The 18,957-nt window shown below is 47.1% G+C and carries 15 protein-coding genes; 9 read left to right on the forward strand and 6 right to left on the reverse strand.

The genetic code is table 11. From position 1 onward, the window contains the following. The first annotated feature begins 62 nt into the window (after positions 1 to 62). From OGH69_RS16900 to egtD, 6 genes are all read left to right on the forward strand, one after another. Positions 63 to 812 (forward strand): SDR family NAD(P)-dependent oxidoreductase, encoded by a 750-nt coding sequence (locus OGH69_RS16900; RefSeq protein ID WP_265175674.1) that lies wholly within the window; start codon positions 63 to 65, stop codon positions 810 to 812. Further along, the gene (locus OGH69_RS16905; protein ID WP_265175675.1) at positions 809 to 1,474 is read left to right on the forward strand and encodes a hypothetical protein; all 666 of its coding nucleotides are present in this window, start codon (positions 809 to 811) and stop codon (positions 1,472 to 1,474) included. The genes OGH69_RS16900 and OGH69_RS16905 overlap by 4 nt, the downstream gene beginning before the upstream one ends. 3 nt (positions 1,475 to 1,477) lie before the next feature. Continuing rightward, positions 1,478 to 2,638: an ATP-binding protein gene (locus OGH69_RS16910; protein ID WP_265175676.1), complete on the forward strand. Its 1,161-nt coding sequence runs from the start codon at positions 1,478 to 1,480 to the stop codon at positions 2,636 to 2,638. Between the two features lie 32 nt (positions 2,639 to 2,670). Beyond that, a complete protein-coding gene (locus OGH69_RS16915; RefSeq protein ID WP_265175677.1) occupies positions 2,671 to 3,399 on the forward strand; it encodes a metallophosphoesterase family protein in 729 nt (242 codons plus the stop codon). A gap of 111 nt (positions 3,400 to 3,510) precedes the next feature. Further along, complete coding sequence (egtB, locus tag OGH69_RS16920) at positions 3,511 to 4,665, forward strand: ergothioneine biosynthesis protein EgtB (protein WP_265175678.1); 1,155 nt, start codon at positions 3,511 to 3,513, stop codon at positions 4,663 to 4,665. Positions 4,666 to 4,670: 5 nt separating this feature from the next. Then, the gene (gene egtD / locus OGH69_RS16925) at positions 4,671 to 5,621 is read left to right on the forward strand and encodes an L-histidine N(alpha)-methyltransferase (RefSeq protein ID WP_265175679.1); all 951 of its coding nucleotides are present in this window, start codon (positions 4,671 to 4,673) and stop codon (positions 5,619 to 5,621) included. Between the two features lie 25 nt (positions 5,622 to 5,646). Here egtD and OGH69_RS16930 read toward each other — a convergent pair whose 3' ends face one another. From OGH69_RS16930 to OGH69_RS16950, 5 genes are all read right to left on the reverse strand, one after another. Further along, complete coding sequence (locus OGH69_RS16930; RefSeq protein WP_265175680.1) at positions 5,647 to 6,186, reverse strand: tetratricopeptide repeat protein; 540 nt, start codon at positions 6,184 to 6,186, stop codon at positions 5,647 to 5,649. 102 nt (positions 6,187 to 6,288) lie between these two features. Further along, complete coding sequence (locus tag OGH69_RS16935; RefSeq protein WP_265175681.1) at positions 6,289 to 7,686, reverse strand: RtcB family protein; 1,398 nt, start codon at positions 7,684 to 7,686, stop codon at positions 6,289 to 6,291. Positions 7,687 to 7,720: 34 nt separating this feature from the next. Further along, positions 7,721 to 9,121, reverse strand: coding sequence for a PcfJ domain-containing protein (locus tag OGH69_RS16940; protein ID WP_265175682.1), 1,401 nt, complete (start codon positions 9,119 to 9,121; stop codon positions 7,721 to 7,723). Positions 9,122 to 9,885: 764 nt separating this feature from the next. Beyond that, entirely contained in the window at positions 9,886 to 11,292 is a 1,407-nt protein-coding gene (locus OGH69_RS16945; RefSeq protein ID WP_265175683.1) for a DUF5689 domain-containing protein, read from the reverse strand. 16 nt (positions 11,293 to 11,308) lie between these two features. After that, on the reverse strand, positions 11,309 to 14,098 hold the full coding sequence (locus tag OGH69_RS16950; protein WP_265175684.1) for a carboxypeptidase regulatory-like domain-containing protein: 2,790 nt from the start codon (positions 14,096 to 14,098) through the stop codon (positions 11,309 to 11,311). A 137-nt stretch (positions 14,099 to 14,235) separates the two neighbouring features. Here OGH69_RS16950 and OGH69_RS16955 point away from each other — a divergent pair, with 137 nt between their 5' ends. The 3 genes from OGH69_RS16955 to OGH69_RS16965 all read left to right on the forward strand — a co-directional run bounded on the left by OGH69_RS16955 (position 14,236) and on the right by OGH69_RS16965 (position 17,968). Continuing rightward, positions 14,236 to 15,336 carry an endonuclease/exonuclease/phosphatase family protein gene (locus OGH69_RS16955; RefSeq protein ID WP_265175685.1) on the forward strand — a complete coding sequence of 367 codons (1,101 nt, stop codon included), beginning with the start codon at positions 14,236 to 14,238 and terminating at the stop codon, positions 15,334 to 15,336. Positions 15,337 to 15,582: 246 nt separating this feature from the next. Then, complete coding sequence (locus tag OGH69_RS16960) at positions 15,583 to 16,119, forward strand: 3-hydroxyanthranilate 3,4-dioxygenase (protein ID WP_265175686.1); 537 nt, start codon at positions 15,583 to 15,585, stop codon at positions 16,117 to 16,119. A 301-nt stretch (positions 16,120 to 16,420) separates the two neighbouring features. Then, positions 16,421 to 17,968 carry an L-piperidine-6-carboxylate dehydrogenase gene (locus tag OGH69_RS16965; RefSeq protein WP_265175687.1) on the forward strand — a complete coding sequence of 516 codons (1,548 nt, stop codon included), beginning with the start codon at positions 16,421 to 16,423 and terminating at the stop codon, positions 17,966 to 17,968. 446 nt (positions 17,969 to 18,414) lie between these two features. Here the strand turns inward: OGH69_RS16965 and OGH69_RS16970 are convergent. Continuing rightward, positions 18,415 to 18,957 (reverse strand): OmpA family protein (locus OGH69_RS16970; protein ID WP_265175688.1); only part of this gene is annotated, 543 nt, incomplete at its 5' end.

Consider the following 18,957-nt stretch of genomic DNA (forward strand, 5'->3'; position numbering starts at 1 on the left):
GTGCCTACAGTTAACGGCATGAGTGAAGTTCAATTTAAAATCTGAAATCTGAAATAAAATAAATGAAGACAGCATTAATAACAGGTGCAACCAGCGGCATAGGCAGGGCCACGGCACGGCTTATGGCCAAAAACCATTTCAGGATCATCCTCTGCGGGCGCAGGGAAGACCGCCTGGCGGAATTGCAGGATGAGTTTTCGGCACTCACCAAAGTGCATACGCTGAACTTTGACGTACGTAAAAAGAAAGATGTGGCACAGGCTATTGCATCGCTCCCGGAAGATTTCCGGAACATCGACATCCTTGTCAACAATGCCGGCAACGCCCACGGCCTCGACCCCATTGAGAATGGGGATGTGGACGACTGGGATGCGATGATCGACATCAACATCAAGGGATTGCTGTATGTGTCCAAAGAAGTGATACTGGGCATGGTGGAGCGGAAGCACGGGCACATCATCAATATAGGCTCCATTGCAGGAAAAGAGGTTTACCCTAACGGCAATGTGTACGCCGCTACCAAGCATGCTGTGGATGCCATTAACCAGGGCATGCGCATGGACCTGAACCAGTACGGCATCCGCGTGGGCGCGATAAACCCCGGCATGGTGAATACTGAATTTTCGGAAGTGCGCTTTAAAGGCGATACGCAAAGGGCAGAAAACGTGTATAAAGGCATGGAACCGCTAAAAGCTGAGGATATCGCAGACATTATCGTATTTGTGGTAACAAGGCCGTACCATGTAAATATTGCGGATTTGCTCGTTTTACCAACGGCACAAGCTTCAGCAACAATAGTGAATAGATTATGATGAGGCTAAGCAGAAATATAGTTTTTATTGGATTATTTGCAACTACATTGAGCATTAGCTGTAAAAAAGAATCTGACCAACCTGAAAATCCTGCATCTTCAAAAGCGCTGACAATGAGAGACTCTATCGAATCAGGTCCGAAAGAAACCACCGTTTTACCAGATGATTTCCATGAAATGTACAATAATCTATCTACTGATGGTATCGGCGTAATTGTAGCAGAAGAAAGCTTCGGATTAGGGGATAAAGTGATAATCCTTGACAATGAGCAAAAACCAGTAACCACTATTGTGCTTGAGGATGAAAAACAAATATTGAGATTGCAATGCCTCGATGAAGATAGCCAGTATTACACTGTCAATTGGAAAAACAGCCCTGCGTTGGTTGCCAAAGAGCCGGGTAAAATAAAATTAGAAACATGGAATGAGCATATCCTGAATATATGCTGTATAGACTTTGATGAAAAGACTAATCCTTTAAGGGAGTTCCCGGATGATGATTCAAAAACGATTGCAAAAGAGAAGGATGAGCTTTATATGCCGGTCGAAGTAAAAGGTGAATGGTTGAGGGTATCATGGGGGCATCAGGAAAATGAAAAATCCGCCTGGATAAAATGGCGTAATGAAAAAGGCATTATACTTGAACTATTCTATTTTGCCTAAGCCATGATAAACAAGCGCTTACTTATAAAAAACCTGCTGGCTCACAACGATGAGAGCAGCTTTTATGATAAGAAGCGCCAACTGAACCTGCATACTAAGGAGGGCAAAGGGAAATTCGTAAAACATATCTGTGCGCTGTCCAATTCCAATCCGTCAAACAACTCCTATATTGTCGTGGGCGTGGAAGACCAGGACAATGCGATAACCGGTACCGACTTTTACGACGACAGCCGCATACAGAACCTCGTGAACGCCTATCTGGAAAACCCGCCGACCATTCAGTATGAAAACGTACCGTTTCCAAGCCTTTCAAAAGAGAAAGTGGTGGGGCTGGTAACGATAAAGCCGAAGCAAAACGGGAATCCATCTTATTTTAAAAAGAATATTTATACCATTCCGGCAGGGGCTGTATTTGTGCGTAGGGGAAGTAATTCCATCCCCGCCGAAATGGAGGATGTCCTTACTGAAAGCCTTTCAAACGCCGATATTGTAGCCCAGATAGAGAACGGCTCGCGCAACAGCATTGAACACACGCTGGAAGGCGTGATGGATTTTATAACCAACCGCCACAGGGATATGACCGCCAAATACAAGGTTTTCCAGGAACTGTTCATAGTCTGCTGGGCAGGGCATAAAAAAGTGGTAAAGGGTAAAACGTATTTTTCGCGGGTGGATATCGAGCTGATTAACGAACAGGTAAAGCTGTTCTACTCTGCGCTGGACGAAGTAAGCATTAACTATACCGATGAAACTTTTTCGATAACCGAATATGTAGCCCTGGGTCTGAACGATAAAACAAGCTACTATCCGCTGGAGGAAGTAAGCATCAATTTCCGGGAGAACGGCTACTATACCATCGATACACAGCTGCTTTTTGACCCGCCGCAGTACAACCGGAAAATGATGTACCACATCTATAATTCGAACATTGCGTTACTGGCCAAATTAGAGAAGGGTGTGCCACTATCCGATAGCGAACAAAGGGACATAAGGAACCTGCCCTCTACGCTCATGATATGCCACCTGAACGGGTTTACCGAGGCCAAGCGTAAGCTGGGGGAGGCCAAGCCGCTGCTGAAAGCTTACCCCGACCAGGAAGTGTATGTGTCGTTTAAAGAAGCGATGCGGGTTTTACGGAAAATGAAGTACGATAGTGTCGGATAGAATTTGTATATTGGATTATATTTAAACCCATAATGAGCAGAAACTTAGTTATTGGCGACATACACGGGAGTTACAAAGCCATTAGGCAGATCATAGAACGCGCAAAAGTGACGGCATCTGACCGGCTGATATTCCTGGGCGATTATGTGGACGGCTGGGGGCAATCGCCCGAAGTGATTGACTACCTGATTCAACTTAAATCGAAGTATGAATGCGTTTTTATACGCGGCAACCACGACGACCTGCTGATGCGTTGGCTGAAAACCAACGAATATACAGATGAATGGTTCAATCATGGCGGCTGTATCACCATGGAACGTTATAACACGCTTAGCGAGGAAAAGAGGCAGCTGCATATCTTATTCCTGGAAAGCCTTACCGACTACTTCGTAGACGACAGCAACCGCCTGTTCGTCCATGCCGGGTTTACCAACCTGAACGGGGTAAAGAACGAATATTTTTCACGGATGTTCTATTGGGACCGTACGCTGTGGGAAACCGCGCTTTGCCTCGATCCGTCCATCGGCCACGACGATCCGCGCTACCCGAAACGCTTTACGCATTACAAAGAGATATTTATAGGCCATACGCCCGTAACACGTATTGGAAAAACCGTACCGGTGCAGATGGCCAACATCTGGAATGTAGACACCGGTGCGGCATTCAAAGGACCCCTCACCATAATGGATACCGACACCAAAGAATACTGGCAGAGCGAGCCGGTTTTTGAACTGTACCCCGACGAAAAGGGCAGGAATTAGGACTTTTGCAGACAGGCAGGCAATGATGAACAGTTGTTATCTTTTGGTTAAAAAGATAACACAAAGGGGCGGCATGAAACTTAATTGCTAATTTTAATTAAAACCCTTTTCATGAGTCCTTTCGAACAATACCCTATCATCAGGGCACATACCGAATACCTTTGCAGTTTTTTGCAGGCCGAAGACTATGTACCCCAGCCGGTTCCCTTTGTGAGTCCGCCGAAATGGCACCTGGCCCACAGCACCTGGTTTTTTGAGGAGTTCCTGCTAAAAAAACATCTTGAAGGTTATATCGAATTTGATGCTGACTTCGGCTATCTGTTCAATAGTTATTACAATACGGTAGGAAAGCGGATACTGCGCGCCCAAAGGGGAAACATCACGCGCCCTTCAACCGAAAAGATATACGACTACCGCAGGCATGTAGACCGGCACATGGAAATCCTGGCCCGCACGAAAAACACCGATCCGGAGCTGCAAGGCACTGTTTTGCTCGGCCTTAACCATGAGCAGCAGCACCAGGAATTGCTGCTAACCGATATTAAGTACATACTGGGTCACAACCCTTTGTTTCCTGCGTACAATGAAACGCTCAACTGGGAAGCGGCGCAGGAAGAAAATGCCGGATTTATTACGGTTCCCGAAGGGATATACACTATCGGGGACGACGGCAACGGATTCAGCTTTGACAATGAGCATGGCGTACACAAAGTTTTGCTTGATGCCTTTGAAATTTCGGGCAATCTTGTTACCAATGCCGAATATATGGAATTTATAGAGGCCGGGGGTTACTCCAACTTTCGCTACTGGCTGGATGAAGGCTGGAGCTGGGTACTGGGGAATGATATCCACGCGCCGATGTACTGGCACAACATTGACGGTAAGTGGTACCAATACACCCTTGGCGGGCTGCAGCAGGTACATTCGGCGGCAATGCTTACCCATATCAGCTTTTATGAGGCCGCCGCTTATGCTGAATGGAAAGGCATGCGCCTGCCTACCGAATTTGAATGGGAAGCCGCATCCCGGCAGCTCAACTGGGGCAACCGCTGGGAATGGACCCATAGCGCCTACCTTCCGTATCCCCGTTTCCGTAAGCCCGAAGGAGCCATAGGGGAATATAACGGCAAGTTTATGATTAACCAAATGGTGCTTCGCGGAGCCTCCTGCGCCACGCCGGCCGGGCACAGCCGGAACACCTACCGAAATTTTTTCCATCCTGATGAACGCTGGCAGTTTACCGGCATCCGTCTCGTAAAACTCTAGCATTTATGAAAACTACCACCTTAGCAAACCCTTTCGCAGAAGATGTAATCAAAGGACTGACAGCGAAACCGAAATACCTGCCTTCCAAATATTTTTATGATGACCGGGGCAGCCGCATTTTTATGGAAATCATGGCCATGCCCGAATATTATCCCACGGCATGCGAGTTCGAGATATTGTCGCAGCAGTCGGCCGCCATTGTACAGGAACTGCCGTTTAAAAGCCCATTTAACGTGATTGAGTTCGGCTCCGGCGACGGAATGAAAACAAAACACCTGCTAAAGGCTTTGATGGAAGCGGAGGTTCCTTTTACCTATATCCCTATTGACATATCCCGGGAAGCTATTGACACGCTTGAAGCCAATATAAAGGAGGCTTTGCCAGCAATAGACCTACAGCCGCAAACGGGTGACTATTTTGAAGTGCTCAACAGCCTGGACAGTGACAAACCCGCGCTGTTCCTTTTTTTGGGAGGCAATATCGGCAATTATAAAGATCATGAGGCGTTGGAGCTGCTGAAAAAATTTCATAAAAGCATGAAAACCGGCGACGGGCTGCTGATGGGAATGGACCTCCAGAAAAATCCGCGGGTCATACAAAAAGCATATGACGACCCGTATGGTGTGACACGGGCATTCAACATGAACCTGCTGACCAGGATAAACCGCGAACTGGATGCAGACATCAACACCGACCAGTTTGAATTTTACTGCGATTACAATCCGCAGAGCGGGGAGGTAAACAGCTACCTGGTGAGCCTCAGGAAGCAGCATTTTCACAGTACGGTGCTCGACACTACGTTTTATTTTGAAAAAGACGAGCTGGTATGGACGGAACTCTCCCGTAAGTATACTTTAGAAGGCATAAACGCACTGGCACAATCAGCACGTTTTTCGGTTGCCCGCAATTTTATGGACTGCCGGCACTATTTTACCGACAGCTTATGGGTTAAGTAAAGGCTGCCCGGTGGGGCAGCCCTTATCACAAAGCCTTTTTTTCCTTCTTTTCTTTGGCTTCCTTTTTCCTGGATTTTTTATCCAGCCGCTGCTTGTCCTTAACCCTTTTTATGTGGTCGTCCATAGCGTTCATGTAGCAGGTATTCATGGCAGCTTTTTTGGCATCGGTATAATAGTCTATTGCCGTGCTGTACATTTCGTATTTCTCATACAAAAGGCCCGACAGGCAGGCCAGCTTTGCCTTATCTGCGCCCGGCACTTTTTTGCCCAAGCCGATAATCTTCAGCGCCTCATCTATCCTGTCCAGGCTGATGAGCATTTCCGCATACTGGTAGTATGCCGGCAGGTAATCGTTGTCCAGGTATAGCGCCATCCTGTAATAGAACTCCGCCTGCTTATAGTCCTCCAGCTGTTCCTCGTATATTTTGCCCATAAGGAACTGCGCGCCCGTATGCTCGCTGTCGGCGGCTATGACATAGTGCAGTTTTTCGATGCATTCCTCCACATTGTAAGGGTAATTGTCCCTTGCCTGGATGTACATCACTTCATAGGTTGAAATTCCCATTGTTATTTTTTTTTTGTTACCTGCAAGGTCCGCGGAACCTTGCAGGTTTGTTTATAATTTGTTAAAACACCTACAAGATTTTAAAACCTTGCAGGTGCTACACTACCCCCTGTCCATCCTTACGATCTTCGGGAGGAAAGTGCCCACTACATCCACCAGTTCGGTTTGGTGTGCCATAACCTTTTTGATGTCCTTGTAAGCCATGGGCGCTTCGTCGAGGCCTGCGCCCAGTAGCGTTACACCATTATCCTTCAGCACCTTTTTGAGTTCGCTGTGGGTAATGGAGCGCTTGGCTTCGGTACGCGACATCTGCCTGCCCGCTCCGTGCGAAGCAGAATTTAATGACAGCGGATTGCCCTTGCCCCGCACAATGTAGCCCGGCGCCGTCATCGATCCGGGGATGATGCCCAGCACATTTTTTTGTGCCGGGGTTGCCCCTTTGCGGTGCACGATCAGTTCCTGCCCGTCAACGATCTCCTTCCACGCAAAGTTGTGGTGGTTTTCGACCATCGCCAGCGGACGTTCGCCCAAAGCTTTTGCTATGCGCCTATGGATGTCGTGGTGGCATGCCGAGGCATAGTCACCCGCAAGGTTCATGGCAATCCAATATTCCTGCCCGTCGTGGGTGTCAAGGTCCAGCCAGCCAAGATGCCGCGCTTCTTTGGGCAGCGGTGTCTGCTTCATGGCAAGGTCGGTGTAATGCTTCGCCACATTGGCCCCGAGGCCGCGCGACCCGCTGTGCGACAACACACCCACATACCTGACCGGCGGCACCCTGAACTCATTCTCCTCACCCAGTACCTCCACAATGCCAAACTCCACAAAGTGGTTGCCACCGCCCGAACTTCCCAATTGTTGGAACGCTTTGGTCTTTAGCTTTTTCAGCAGTGGGATTTCCCTGAACGCGTCACGCTCAAAGATTTCGTGGTCGTTGGGACTGCGGTGCACTTCGTCAGGCCCAAACTTTGTGTGTGTTTCGAGTAGGCCCACATACTTGTCCTTATGCCCTTCGATAAACAAAGGGTTAATATCAAAGATGCTCAGGCACATACGGCACCCGATGTCTACGCCTACGCCATAGGGTATCACGGCATTCTCTGTTGCCAGCACGCCCCCTATTGGCAGCCCATATCCCGAGTGCCCATCCGGCATCAGGGCGCCTGCCCTGGACACGGGGAGCTTCAGGGCGGTAAAGAGCTGCTCTTTGGCGCCTGCCTCAATCTCATTCTCACCGAAGATGGTGAACGGCGCACGTGTAGTGTTCAGCTTGCGTGCCTCGGTCTTTTTGGCTTCGAGCAATGCTTCGGAAATTTTCCCGAATGTGCCGTCGCCTTTGAATTTTCCAGGATCCGCCAGCACTTCCTTTAGCATCATGAGCGCTTTGGGTTTCGATTCTTTTTTGAAATGCTTCTGCATGATATCCATCGCAATGCTGATGGATTTGTTTTGCGGATATCCTATGTCGATGAGGTCTTTGCCTCTTAGTTTTAATTTTGCCATAATTTTTTAAATTTTAATTAGTCTAATGCAGCAGCTATGAAGAACTGCTGCATTTTGCCATCAATATGATCATCTTTATTATAAAAAAGATGATATATTTCCAGCTGTCGTCATCACGCATACCTGAGCTGTAAGGCCTTTCATAATATACCGGCTCACGATACTGCGGCTCCGGCACGGGATGCCCGCCCCGGTAGGGCACAGCCGCAGGCGCGGGCGCAACATATTCCTCTTCGTAAAAAGTGTCATCCGTCAATTTCTCAACATTGGCCCATTCTGCCACTATTGCCCGAGCTTCCTCAGAAGGCATCTCGTTGAACTTCGCCTTCGCCTGAACGATCGCCATGGTTTCGATAGCGACTTCTATCGTTGCCAGGATGTCGCAGCCTTCTTCGCCTGGAATGTACTTCCGCAATGAGAAGATGGCAACGGCACCTATGGTACAATCGTAGGCATAATCGGCCACGCAGTGCGACTGTTCGGCACCTTCATCGTACAGCGCCTGTGAGGTACCCAGCTGTATTATCCTGAAGATACCGCTTTCTTTTTCAACCTCGTAGTCCTTAACACCGCACAGCTCCCAGTCGCTAAATTGCTCCGCTGCCCGTTTTTTGGCCAGTTCGGCATGGTATTCGGCTGCCCTTTTGGCTACCGAGGCCCATGTCCTGCCCCTAAGGCTGTAAGCGTTATCGGCCACATACATGGCATTCAGGTATTCCAGCACCAGTTGCAACTGGTCGAACGCGATGGGTGTTTCTACTTTAGCCACAAACTGTATCACGGCCAGTGCAAACACCGGGTTATGGAATCGCTCCAGCTCATGCGCCCAGGCAATGGCCTCGGCCCGTGCAGGTGTCGCGCCGCAACCCATTGCCTGTGCCCTGCGGATGGCCTGCACTATGGTAAACTGTTTGGGCGTATTTCGGAACGCGTGTGCCATTTTTGCCGTAAAGCCAGCCGGGAGTATGCCCAACGACTGAACGCTGTCGCCACGGCCCAGTTTCACATAGCAGTACATATGTATCCGGTTGTTGCCTGCAAAGGCATATTCCATGAATTCCGGCACATCGTACTTTGCAAAGCAGTGCCGTATCAGCGATCCCAGCTGGCCTTCGGCGGTCAGGCTGTCTTTTTTCCATTCGGCTATGGGCCGCACCGTTTTGTTGCCAAATGCGGCGATATTAGCCACTATTTCTATAAAAGCAGGGTTACGCAGCACAGCGTAGCATTTTTTGTAATGCAGGTGCAACAACAGTGTCCGGAAGGCGTCGCGCTTCCACTCCGTTTGTCCCATATAAGCAAACTGTACCCGGATGGCGCTTTCCAGCGTACCCCGGTAACCCTGCAGTGCAGGCGGTTCTGCGTACAACCTTTCTACCATGCCCCGGAAACCGGATACGGCGGCTGCTTTTATTGCTGTGCTTTGTGTTTCCATTGCCTTTGTTTTGCGGCAACACGGTTGCCTGGTTACGTTTTGGTCATTTATTGTTTATTATTTTCTGTTTATTATTTAACCGCCCCTCCCACCGCGGCGGGCACCTCCCGCTTTGACGGGACAGGCTCTCCGGGGAAGGGGAAGAGCTACACTGGACCTCACCCCCAGCCCCTCTCCAAAGGAGAGGGGGACAGCTACACTTGTATCGGTTAGTCCACCCAACCCTCTCCATTGGAGAGGGAGCCGGGACGTGCCAACAGTACGTCTACTTTGCCATAGAGATGTTGAAATAAAAAAGCCCGGCCATAACGGGACCGGGCTTGCCAAAAAGGCAGTATTCCTCCTTTCACAAGGGAATGTGCGGTCCTGCGTGGTGAGCCTGCCATAGGGCAGCCACCATCGAATTGTCCTGTATGTGTAAACTATACTTGTTCATGTGCATAAAAAAACCCGGAGCCTTTTCAGGTCCCGGGTTGCTATATTTTGTATTCAGATACGTTTATCCAAAATTTCGGCACGCACAACCCGGGCCATAATGAGGGATGCTTCCCACATTTTTAAGCTCATATGTTGATTGTGTAAAACGCATGGTCTGAATTTTTAAATTTCTGTTGTTGTTAATAATCGGATGCAAATGTAGGCTAATTTCCTTACAAACAAAATTTTGGACGCAATTTGAATTTAGAATAAATATACACAAAACAGGGTATAAAAAAAACGGGGCATAAAGCCCCGTTCTTAGTATGTATGTCCTAACCTACTGATTAGTTAATAACAATGTCATCAAGCTGCATAGTTGTAGTTGGGCCTGCAGGGTGTGCTCCTGTATATTCGAAGATCACAAAACCTGTTCCTGTAGTTACAGGGATGTTGTAAGCGCCACTTGCAGTGAAGTTTGACGCATATCCTGTAGACGGAGCCGAATTGGCAATGGTAAAGTTAGATGTAATATCTACCAATGTAGCTTCAGCCACTACTGAACCTGCTGTATAGTTTGTAGAGTAGTACACTTTAAGCACCTGGCCATTGTTGTAGCCATCTTTAGTCTTGAACGAAAGTGTTGCGCCACCCGCAAAGTCAACCGGCACAATGAAGTAAGTCTTAGCTGTAGCGTTAGTATTGTGAGCAGACATCTGGATGTATTTGTTGCCGCCGAATTGAGTGATTGCCCAATACCTTGGCCCTTCTACTGCATCATTTACATATTTAGCATAAGTAGACTGCTCAGCACCGTAGTTAATAACAGAACCCGGAGTGAAGCTTTCGAAATCTTCAGTAAAGTTACCTGAGAATACGATCTCAGTACCGCCTACTGCCGTTTCGCTAACGCCAGGGTTACCGCCGCCGTTTTCAATTCTGTCTTCAGTTAGGTTGATGTCGCTGCTGTAACGTGATACAAACTGGTAGGTAGTGTTGAATTTAGTTAGGATACCCCTTATCTTACCGCTGTTTGGTGATACCTGCATACCTGCATATTCAGCAAATGAACTTGTCCTGAATGGGATTTTGATCGTTTCTGATGCAGAATTAGTTATGTACGTAAGTGTTTGTCCACCGGCATCAACGTTCGCAGCGTTGTAGTACGTCTGGTTTAGAGAAGCATCAGTAAACTGAGAAGCATCAAACTCAATAAGCTTACCGATATAGCTATCGTCAACATCGGCAACGCTAATGTGGTTTACAAGGGTTTCTTCGTCCACAACCTCACACGACCTTATAATGTGGTCCCTGTAAAGCTCTGTAGGGATCTGCCCCACGTTACCGTTATACAGCGCACCTATTTGCAGCGTATTACTCCTTACTTGAGTATATAGGCCCTGAAGCTTGATATACACTTTACGCCCTACACCATAATCAGAGAAAAGATCGGCCTGGTTTACCTGTACGTTAAAACCTATTTCGCCGTCAAGCGAGTTGAGGTAAAGCGTTTTGTAGAAGTTACCACCCCTGTCGCTTGATACCACAACGGCTTCAATAATATCATCAGCTGAATATTGTACTGCAGATGTTGTAGCCTGTGTTAAAATATCCTGTACTGTTTTAGTAACAGTTATATCCTGGTCGACACACTCTAGCGTAGGTATGCCATAATCATCATCATTCACACAGCTTGTCAGTACACCTGCTGCAAAAGCTGCAAATAAGACCGGTTTTAAAAAAGTTGCTTTCATATTAATTTTTGTTTTTTTAGAAGTTGATGTAAAGGTTTACGAAGTAATTCCTTCCGTAACCATAGAAGTATTTAGGACCGAATGAACGTGTTGGGCCCGAATAATCCCTGCTAAGCTGGGTAAAGTTAGCATTTCTTGCCTGCTCAAAGCCACCTGTCCTGTATGAAAAGTCGAAAAGGTTGTTAATGCTGGCAAAGAAACCAATGGTTTTTTGTCCTATTCTCCACGATTTACCTCCGTTAAGGTTAAATATCGTTGCGGGGTCAAGTTTCTCCTGTTTCAACAGCCTCCTTGCCGAAGCTTCGTTGGCGTTAGGGTCAGGGAAACCATCAACATCTTCGTTATTGATGAAAAAGTTGTCAGTCCTCAACAATGGCGAGATGTCGACATAGTTATCAGCAAGGTAGTTGATGCTACCGCTAATCCACCAAAATTTTGGATCACGGTATTCAAGGTCAAACGAGTAGGCCTGTTGCGGCATGCCCGGCTGCTTGTAATCTTTCATTGTAGCACGTCCGAAGTTTACCGACGAACGGATGTTGTCTATATTAAGCCTTACGTTAGGGTTGCTGTCGTAGGTGTACTGGCCATAGGCCGCAACTGCTGTAGCCTTGATGGTAGAGGTAAGCTGGTATTCAACTCCTAGCTCCCCACCCATATTCTTTTTAGAAAGGCCTGTAACAGCCTCCGAAACAAATGCGTTACCGGTACTTATTTCCAATCCTTCGTCAGTAAGTACCCCAAGGCCTTCGCTAAAATAGAAAGCAATGTCAGTAGCATCGGTAGTCCTTGAGTAGTAACCTGTAAGGCGTGCTTTTAGTTTAGGAGCCCTAATGATGTAGCTTGCATCGGCACTAAAGATCCTTTCGTTCTGAAGGTCTGGTACGATGTTATTGTTTACCCTTGCGTTAGGGAATGTGTTCCTTAACGTTGGCGCCTTTGTCATGTAGATCGTGTTGAAATCAAGCATGTGGCGGCCAGTTATTTTATAAGTCATGCCACCTTTGAAACCAAAGTTTTCAAAAACGCTTTCTTTGCCCTTGCCGAAAGAATTGTTGGCATAGTTACCATTCCTGTACACACCTTCCCTTTGGTACTCTGACCTAGAGAAGCTTTGTGCTAGGTAAAAATCTACCTTGTTGTATGTAAATTTGAACTGCGTAAAGGCATCGATAACATCGGCCGTCAATTTATAGTTGTAACCAAACCTGTCACCCACACCCACAACCCTGTCAGGATTGTTAAGGTCAGACTGTCGTCCATCTCCTGTAAGGAATGGGTCGATGTCTGCGTATCCGCTACCCCCTAATAGATCAAGCAGGTTCTGGAAGTTGTGTGAGTTCAGTTTCCTGTAGTTAATACCCGCATTAAGGGTGATGTTGTCTGTAAGCTGCGAGTTAAGGATAGAGTTGGCTGTAAAGGTCTTGTCATCTGTCCTGTCCTCATAAAGTACCGCAAGGCTCTCACCATTTTCTACGTTATCCCTGTACAGCTTGTCCCAGTCAATCTGCCTGTTGGCAAGGAACCTGTCTTTTGCAAGTGCAGCAAAAGCTAAGTTATCAGGACTATCTCCCACATACATATCACCATTATAAGCTGTCGTGTAGAAACTCGGAAGATTTCTGTAATAGGTAGGATCCGGGTTTCTGGTAAGGTTAAAATCAAGACGGCTGTTGCCTATTGTTCCAAATTGGTAGGCTACGTTAGTATTCAGCGTATTCTTCTCATTTATTTTCCAGTAATGGCTCAGCATCAGGATAGGCTCTTCAACATCTTTGTCGCGTGAGTTCCTTTTCTTGCCATCCTGCCAACCCCAGTAGGAGTTGTATTTTTCACCGGCAAGGTCTATAACTTCCTGAGTATTTGGCGAGTTTTTACCCCTGCTGTTCTGAGCATATATACCTGTAAAGTTAATGCTGTGGTTATCGTTTATTTTCTTTTCAACGCTCACAAAGAAAGAGTTTGCGCTGTAATCAGTACCTTCAAAGTAACCTTCCTGAGCCCACCTTCTTGAGCCTGAAACTACATAAGCCCATCCGTTCTTATCAAGTCCGGACGCATAAGTAGCCATAGCCCTCCAGCTGTAATTAGTATTTGTTCCCGAGAACGAAATACGGCTTCCCGGCCTGAATATCGAGGCCCTTGTATTGATTTCCTGTGTTCCAAGGATACCGCCAAAGGTATAATCAGATGGAGCCGAGCCAATGGTAAACTCCTGGTTACGCGTAGCATCGTTAAGGCCTCCCCAGTTGCTCCACTGCGGCCTGCCGTCATAAATCTTGTCCATTGCTACGCCGTTGATCATCGTCTTTCCGTATTCGTTGTCCAGACCACGAACCCTGAAACGGGACTGCCCGAAATCGAAAGCTGCTGCCTGCATGAACACATCGCGTGATGCCTGCAGAAGGCCTGCCGTACTTTCCGATCCGCCATTGTCGTCACCAAGGTCGTTCTCCGTGAGTGTAATGAGGCTTAGCTGCCTTTCGGTGGTAATGTCCTCATCTAGGGATACAACACCAAGGTCAAGCGGCTGTCCGGCAACAACCTCAAGGGTAAAGTTTTGCGTTACGAACCCGGTTGTACCTACCGATACTACCTGGCTGCCTTCGGGTACCTCTGCAAATACAAATATACCTTCTGCATTCGTCAGGGCCGACTGGTTGGTACCCTGCAATGTCGCCACTACGTTTTCGAGCGGCTTTTGCGACTTAGAATCGACAACTTTACCTTGTACAGATGCCGTCTGCTGCGCCCAAGCACAGAAAACCTGCATTACAAATAAAAGACTGATTACTAGTTTTTTCATAAATAAAATTAAATTAATTCTCTTTTTCGTCAAGTTAAATATTTCTTAACGGGCGCAAATGTACATCATTTAGAAATATTATTTACTTTTGGCACCTGATTTGTTACAAAACTTGACGTTAAATTAATATTTGTTATATGATAAAAAGATCTGTTTGGTTGCTTGTGGTGCTTTTCAACATTATTATTGCCCAGGCGCAGGACAAAAAGTTTTCGGTTCACACGATAGCTTTCTACAATGTTGAAAACCTGTTTGATACCATAAATGACCCAACCGTAAATGACGAGGAGTGGCTGATGAATGGCAGGCAAAAGTGGACAACAAAAAAATACAAAAAGAAACTTGCCAACCTGTCGCGCGTTATTGCCGAAATAGGAACCGGTGAAAACCCTAACTCACCAACCATAATAGGTCTGGGTGAAGTAGAAAACCGCGGTGTGCTGGAAGACCTTATCAAGCAGCCAGCGCTAATCAATAAAGATTACGGCATTGTTCACTTCGATTCCCCGGACAAAAGGGGTATCGATGTAGGCTTCCTGTACCAAAAGAAACACTTTAAGCCTACCAGCTACAAAAACATCCCGCTTATCATAAGGGATGGATACATTGCCGAGGTAGAGCAAAACGATGATGCCAAAGAAAGCGGTGAAGCCAAAGTAACTGCCGAATATACCGGAAGGATATTTACCCGCGACCAGCTGGTGGTTACCGGCCTGCTTGACGGTGAAGAGGTTAGCTTCATCATCAATCACTGGCCTTCGCGCTCAGGTGGTGAAAAGAAAAGTTCTCCCAACCGTGAGGCTGCAGCCGCACTTAATAAAAAGATAATCGATTCGCTGTACAAAATCAACCCGAATACAAAGCTCATTACCATGGGCGACCTTAACGACGGGCCCTACAACAAGAGCATCAAAAAAGTGCTTGGCGCCAAAGGGGTTAAGGAAGAGGTAAAACAGGGCGGCCTTTACAACCCAATGGAAGAAATGTCTGAAAGGGGAATAGGCACACTGGCTTACCGCGATGCATGGGATCTTTTTGACCAGATGATCATTACCGAACCGCTAATCAAGAAAGATTACACTTCGTTCAGGTTCTGGAAAGCGGGCGTGTATGACAAGCAGTTCCTTAAGCAGCCTACAGGACAGTACAAAGGCTACCCACTACGTAATTCCAACGGCGAAGTTGGTTTCAGCGACCACTTCCCTGTTTACCTTTACCTGATTAAGGAAATAAAATAAGACAGAAACCGGCCTTAGCGCCGGTTTTGTTTTTTACGCTCTAAATTTACCCTTTAATGTAAAACGTCCTGTCGGCACGTCCCGGCTCCCTCTCCTTTGGAGAGGGCTGGGGTGAGGACTCGGCATGAGTGAAGCTACCTTTACAAAGTAGCTGCCTCAGGAGAGGGCCTTTTTTAACCTCCATGATTTTTATCATTCTTTTAAGCGATTATCTCCTTACCTTAGTGCTGACTAAATTTTATACCCATGCCACTGCTCAAACCCTTCAACCTCAATAAATGGATAGACGATAACCGCCACCTGCTGAAGCCGCCGGTAGGTAACAAAAATATTTACCCGCTGGCTGAGGATTACATCGTGATGGTAGTGGCCGGACCCAATGCACGCAAGGATTATCATTATAACGAAACAGAAGAATTATTCTACCAGTTGGAAGGAAGTATCAAGGTAATCGTACAGCATGAAGGCGAGCGTAATGAAATGGAACTTAATGCCGGCGACATGTACCTGCATCCCGGTAAAGTGCCTCATTCCCCCGTGCGAAGCGAAGGTTCAATAGGCCTGGTCATAGAACGCGTGCGTGCAGGCAAGGGCTTTACCGACGGGCTTTTATGGTTCTGTGAAAACTGCAACCACAAGCTGCATGAAGTGTATTTTGAACTGACTGATATCGAAAAAGACTTCCTCCCCCACTTTAAGCGTTTTTACAATTCCGAAGAATTGCGTACCTGCGATAAATGCGGCACCGTAATGGAAGCCGACCCAAGGTATACGGTCGATTAGTTCCGGGTTACGGGTTCGGTGTTGCCGGTTAGCCTGAATGATTTTACCACAAAAACGACAAATATTTCACAAGTTTCACTACTAGCTTTTGTGAACATTGTTTTTTTTAATGCGCGCCTCATTGTGAAAAATAAAGCTATGAGGACTTATTTCTTAAAAACTTCGCGCTGCGTTACTTTTACGAAACAGTAACCTATTGCATAATAATTACCATACAGTCACTTAATCTCCGGTAAATTATTAAAAACACAAAAAAGATATATCTTTGCTTAAAATAACATTAAACTATAAAAAAGTTACAATGGCAACACTTACAGACCAGTTCGGGATTCAGGAAGCCCTTGCAAAATTGGGCATCAAAGAACTTAACGACGGAACATCGACCGGAAGCAACAGCTTTGCCAACGGTAAAATCATAGAATCGTACTCACCGGTAGACGGTACGCTTATCGCGAAAGTGAAAGCCTCTACTGCCGACGACTACCAGGCAGCCATGGCTAAAGCCGAAGAAGCTTTCAAAGCGTGGAGGCTGGTACCTGCACCCAAGCGTGGCGAGATTGTGCGCCAAATGGGCGATGAGCTACGCAAGTTCAAAGAGCCTCTTGGGCAATTGGTATCGTATGAAATGGGCAAGAGCCTGCAGGAAGGCCTTGGCGAAGTTCAGGAAATGATTGATATATGCGACTTTGCAGTAGGTTTGTCGCGCCAGCTGTACGGACTTACCATGCACAGCGAAAGGCCAATGCACAGGATGTATGAGCAATGGCACCCGTTTGGTGTGGTAGGCATCATCTCGGCATTTAACTTCCCGGTAGCGGTTTGGAGCTGGAACTCTATGCTGGCGTGGGTATGCGGCGACGTGTGCATCTGGAAGCCAAGCTCAAAGACACCCCTTTGTGCCGTGGCCTGCCAAAACATCATCAAGACCGTGTTAGAAAGAAATAACGTGCCGGAAGGTGTTAGCTGCCTTGTGGTGGGTAACGAGTCGGGCGACCTTATAAATAACGACAAGCGTATTCCGTTGGTGTCTTTTACGGGCTCTACAAGGATAGGCCGCCACGTATCTAAAACCGTTGCAGAGCGTTTTGGCAACACCATCCTTGAGTTGGGGGGCAACAACGCCATCATCGTATCGGAGCACGCCGATATAAGCATGGTGTTGGTAGGTGCAGTATTTGGCGCTGTAGGTACCGCCGGGCAAAGGTGTACAACTACAAGGAGGCTTATCATCCACGAAAGTGTATATGACAAAACTGTTGAAGTATTGAAAAATGCTTACGGCCAGCTGAAGATAGGCAATCCATTAGACAGCAATAACCACGTAGGCCCGCTTATCGACAAAGGTTCGGTGCAGGATTACCTGAACGCTATTGAAAAAGCGAAGCAGGAAGGCGGAAAGATCATCGTTGAAGGCGGTGTGATGGAAGGCGAAGGCTACGAGAGCGGCTGCTATGTGAAGCCGTGCATCATTGAGGCAGAGAACCACTTCCACATCGTTCAGGAAGAAACATTCGCACCCATACTTTACATCATGAAATACAGCACCATAGAGCAGGCTATAGAATTGCAGAATGGTGTGCCGCAAGGTCTTTCTTCATCGATATTCACCAACAATATGCGCGAAATGGAGCTATTCCTTTCACAGGCCGGTTCCGACTGTGGTATTGCCAACGTGAATATTGGCACTTCAGGTGCTGAGATTGGCGGTGCCTTTGGTGGCGAGAAAGAAACCGGCGGTGGCCGCGAGAGTGGTTCCGATGCATGGAAAGCCTACATGAGAAGGCAGACCAATACCATCAATTATGGTACGCAGCTGCCATTGGCGCAGGGTATCCGTTTCGATTTGTAATACAACCTGACCTTATATAAAAGGCCCTGTCTTAACTTTAAGACAGGGCTTTTTTGGCTATATAAGCCGTCTTGGCAATGTTTTTACTCACCAGACAGGCTACTCAGTCTTTAGGGGCTTTTAAGCCCGCAAATCGGCTATAAACTTTATACAGATGTTCCGGGAATAATGTCAACAGTAAATATATGCCAAATATTTACCCTGTCCTTCGCAACCCTAAGAGAATTCCTGCATCTAATGAATGATCAAAAATCGAATCAGTAGTGTTTATTTCCCCGATGAAGGAAGGATTGCAATGCAATCCTTCCTTTTGATTTTAGGACTTATTGCATCGTTGCATAGGCGTTCGTATTCCGTTTCATTCTATTTGAAGGTTATCCGTAAAGCCAAACAAAAAGCGGCCCCGATTGGGGCCGCTTTCCTATAGAAATTGGTTTGTTACATCTTTATTTCTTCACGATGATGAACTCTGAGCGGCGGTTTTGTGCGTGCTGCTCTTCGGTACATCCTGTGCCGCAGTCCACCTTAGGCTGGCTCTCGCCGTAGCCTTCTCCGGAGATGCGTGCCTTGGCAATGCCTTTGGAGATCACGTACTGGACAGTAGACTTCGCCCTGCGGTTAGACAGCGCCATGTTGTACTTGTCAGAGCCGCGGTTGTCCGTGTGGGCTTTCACCATGATCACCATGTCAGGGTATTTTTTCAGTGTCTCAACAAGGTTGTCAAGTACAAAGGCTCCCTCCCTGGTGATGTTGCTCTTGTTGAACTCGAAGAAGATGTCGTCAAGGACTACTACCGGCTGCTCCGGAGTTACCGCTATCGGCTCAAGGTCGATGAACACTTTAGCCTGTGGGTTCTTGCCTGCAGGAACTTTAGAGGTACCATTGCTGTATTTCTCCATGCTGCCCTGAAGGCCGTAGTTGCGGTCACAGTCTACATTGTAGGTTACCATGCCCTGGCTGTCGGCTGTCCTGGTCTCGATCACGTTGTT

The sequence above is a fragment of the Flavobacterium sp. MFBS3-15 genome, from assembly GCF_026107645.2.
GTDB lineage: Bacteria > Bacteroidota > Bacteroidia > Flavobacteriales > Flavobacteriaceae > Flavobacterium.